Source organism: Mycobacterium sp. (assembly GCF_040509115.1).
Classification (GTDB): domain Bacteria; phylum Actinomycetota; class Actinomycetes; order Mycobacteriales; family Mycobacteriaceae; genus Mycobacterium.
The window spans coordinates 1-3,092 of record NZ_JBEVLO010000277.1 but is presented as its reverse complement, the minus strand read 5'-3'; the positions used below and the strand labels follow the sequence as shown (position 1 = coordinate 3,092).

4 protein-coding genes are annotated in these 3,092 nt (G+C 66.6%); 3 read left to right on the top strand and 1 reads right to left on the bottom strand.

Translation table 11 applies throughout. The features are described from left to right. From ABW137_RS18840 to ABW137_RS18830, 3 genes are all read left to right on the top strand, one after another. A partial coding sequence (locus tag ABW137_RS18840; protein ID WP_526402717.1) for a putative bifunctional diguanylate cyclase/phosphodiesterase occupies window positions 1-1,050 on the top strand: 1,050 nt, incomplete at its 5' end. A gap of 128 nt (window positions 1,051-1,178) precedes the next feature. After that, the gene (locus ABW137_RS18835; RefSeq protein WP_526402715.1) at window positions 1,179-1,460 is read left to right on the top strand and encodes a hypothetical protein; all 282 of its coding nucleotides are present in this window, start codon (window positions 1,179-1,181) and stop codon (window positions 1,458-1,460) included. A gap of 135 nt (window positions 1,461-1,595) precedes the next feature. Beyond that, the gene (locus ABW137_RS18830; RefSeq protein WP_526402713.1) at window positions 1,596-1,739 is read left to right on the top strand and encodes a thioesterase domain-containing protein; all 144 of its coding nucleotides are present in this window, start codon (window positions 1,596-1,598) and stop codon (window positions 1,737-1,739) included. Between the two features lie 312 nt (window positions 1,740-2,051). On the opposite strand, the gene ABW137_RS18825 is transcribed toward ABW137_RS18830, so the two are convergent. Then, window positions 2,052-2,903 carry a helix-turn-helix domain-containing protein gene (locus ABW137_RS18825; RefSeq protein WP_526402711.1) on the bottom strand — a complete coding sequence of 284 codons (852 nt, stop codon included), beginning with the start codon at window positions 2,901-2,903 and terminating at the stop codon, window positions 2,052-2,054. Between the last annotated feature and the right edge of the window lie 189 nt (window positions 2,904-3,092).

The window sequence follows — 3,092 nt, the reverse complement described above, 5'->3', positions numbered from 1 at the left end:
AGCGCCGGATTGGCCGAGCTGCGCGGCACCGAGACCGATCACGTCACCGCCGAGGAATTGCTCAAACGTGCTGACGTGGCCATGTATTCGGCCAAGCGCGTGCGCGCCGGCGGTGTCGCAACGTTCACCTCCGACATGCGGTTGGTGGATGCCAGCGACCCCGTGTCGGGGCGACTTCCGGTCGGGTTGCCTGGCGCGCGGATGGGCGGGATGCGGATGCTGAGCCAGTTGCGCGCGGCCATCGCCGACGGTCGGCTGTCGGTGGAGTATCAGCCCAAGTATCAGCTGGCTACCGGGCGGATCGTGGGGGTCGAGGCGTTGGTGCGCTGGGCGCACCCGGAGTGGGGCAAGCTGCTTCCCGATCAGTTCCTGCCCTTGGCGCGGCAGAACGGGCTGATGGGTGCGCTGACCGATCTGGTGCTGCACCGCGCGGCCGACGATGCCGTCGGGTGGCACACCCTCGGCTTCGCAGTCCCGTTCGCCATCAACCTGTCTCCGCCGTCGCTGAGCGAGCTCAGCTTGGCCACGAAGATCGCCGGGGTGATGGCCGACCGCCACCTGCCGTTCAACCACGTGACGGTGGAGATCACCGAGGACCTGCTGCTGAGCAACCCGTCGAAGGTCAACGACGTGTTGAATCGGTTGCGGGAGTTCGGCATTCGGGTCGCGATGGACGACTTCGGAAGTGGGTATTCGGCGTTGAACTATCTGCGCCAGCTGCCGATCGACGAGCTGAAGCTCGACAAGGCGATCATCGCGCCGGTCGCGGTGGAGCCGCGCGCGTCGGTGATCGTGCGCAAGGTGGTGGAGTTGGCGCGGGAGCTGGGCATGGCGTGCGTCGCGGAGGGCGTCGAGAACGCAGCGACCGCGGAGGTGCTCACTCGGTACGGTTGCGACATGGCCCAGGGCTACCACTTCAGTCCGGCGGTGGTCGCCGAAGCGCTGCCCGGCATGCTCGCCGTGCAGAATCCGCGCATCGTGGAACGCGCCTCCTACAACGGGCGGGCACCGGGCGGCCAGTCCGTTCAGGCCGACGCGCCCAAGGGCTAGGCGTGCACCGCACGGCGTTCGCCCCCATGGCCCCATTGGCAGAAGCGGCTCCGTTGAATCCGACTGGTGCCAGCGAAGACCCCTCCGGAGCTAGGCTGGGAACCGAATGCATGGGGAGGTGCGGACGAATGAGCAGGAACGGACGACGGCTCGCGGCAAGGGCGGCGGGCATGGCGGTCGGCATGGCGGCAGCGGCATTGATACCGGCAGCCGTCGCTGCGGCCGAGCCATCGGGGGATGCCGGTTACAACGGAGCACCCATTCAGGTCTCGGGCGGCCCGGTGCCGACGCTGGCCGGGGTGCCGTGCGTGGCGTCCAACCTCGGTGTCTGTTCGTCGATCGCGCAGAACCAGCCAGGTCGCACCGTTCCGCGCTCGGCGGTCGGGTCCAGCCCCACCATCGTCCGCTAGCTCGCCAGGTCGCCATCGTGGGCGGTTTACGTGGGGACGGCCGTCCGGGCCCGTGATCTCGGCGACGCCGGACGTCCGGGGTCTGCATGTTCAACCTGCCCGGCAACGGTGTGACCCGGCCATTTGGAGACGAGCGTGCGATCTCGCGCAGCTTTCCAATATCGTTGGAAGCTTCTGAAAAGGATCTCTCCTAATGGTCCGGTGTTGCTGCTAGGTCACTCGTTCGGTGCGACGATCGCGACCGAACTCGCGAGTAGGTCGATGATATTGACGGACTAGTTTTGCTCTCTCCGATCGCGTTGCCACTCGCCATCCTCGCGAACCGACGGCCAAAACGCATCCTTGAGCGAGCATTTCGATTCTCGTCCGTCGATAGGCGGCTGACCGTACTGGTGTGATGGCGGAAACTCGGGTGGCGAATTCTCAAGAAGGCACGCCACCGCGTCGCTGACGATCAGTGCCAGCCGCTCGCGGTACGCAAATGGCGTCCAGCGCAGACGTTAGCCCGCTCGACCCTTAGCCTCTGCCGTCATGCTGAGCCGAAGACGACAACGGCCCCTTTGTCGCGCCAGCGCGGGTACGGCCATGAGTCTATTGAGCGGTGCTCTCGGTCCAGGAGTTGAGGAATTTCAGAGCCTGATGGGTGGGACTGTGTGGGGGTGCGGTCATGGTCATGAGGCGTTGGTCGTGGTCGGTGTCGCTGAGGAAGGTGTTCCACTCCAGGGTCAGTTCGCCGGCGATGGGGTGGCGCAGGACGGTGGTTCCGCTGCTGGAGTCGACGACTTCATGGGCGGGCCACCAGGTGCGGAAGTCCGTGTCGCGGGTGCGGAGTTCGTCGACCAGCGCGAGTAGGCGTGCGTCGTCGGGGCTGCTGGCGGCGGATCTGCGCAGTGAGGCCACACAATTGCGGGCGGTGGTGTCCCAGTCGGCGTAGAGCGCACGGACGTCGGGGTGGGTGAACACCAGGTGCACGTAGTTGCGCTGCTCGGGCGGTATGCGGCTGAAGTCGACGTAGATGGCGGCGGCCAGCGGGTTCCACGCGAGGATGTCGAATCGATGGTCGAAGACGAAGGCGGGAATCTCGGTCATCGCGTCCAGTAGCCGCTGAAGTTGGGGCCGCGTGCGGTGCTGTTCTGACGTCCGTCGGCGAGGGACCGGTTTGCCGGCGAGTTCGTAGAGGTAGGCGCGTTGTTCAGCGTCGAGGCGCAACACGTCGCTCAGGGTCTTCAGGACCGCGAGTGAGGGGGCGATGCGACCTTGTTCGAGTCGGGCGTAGTAGTCGTGGCTGATGGCGGCGAGGTGGGCGACCTCTTCGCGACGCAGCCCGGGAACGCGCCGCCGGGCCCCGAGCAGGGACAGCCCCACCTCGGTGGGGTCCAGTCCGTCGCGCCGAGCCCGCAGGAAGTCCCCGAGGGAACCGGCGGGGTCCGGGCGACTGGTCATCGATCCATTGTTCCAGCAGGCCGACGATCGGAGGGAGGGACTGATTCATCCCAGGTTGCGCTGAACCGGGGACGAAACTGACCGTTCCGCGCCGCAGGTCGGTGCGGCACCGTGGACGTCATGACCACATCAGATGCGACCCACCAGACCACCACGACCGCCGACCCCAGTGCCGTGGTGCGGCAATTC

What these genes read in the sequence shown, in the direction of transcription:
- ABW137_RS18835 (WP_526402715.1), top strand. Translation starts at nt 1,179, where the DNA reads ATGAGCAGGAACGGACGACGGCTCGCGGCAAGGGCGGCGGGCATGGCG.
- ABW137_RS18825 (WP_526402711.1), bottom strand. Translation starts at nt 2,903, where the DNA reads ATGACCAGTCGCCCGGACCCCGCCGGTTCCCTCGGGGACTTCCTGCGG.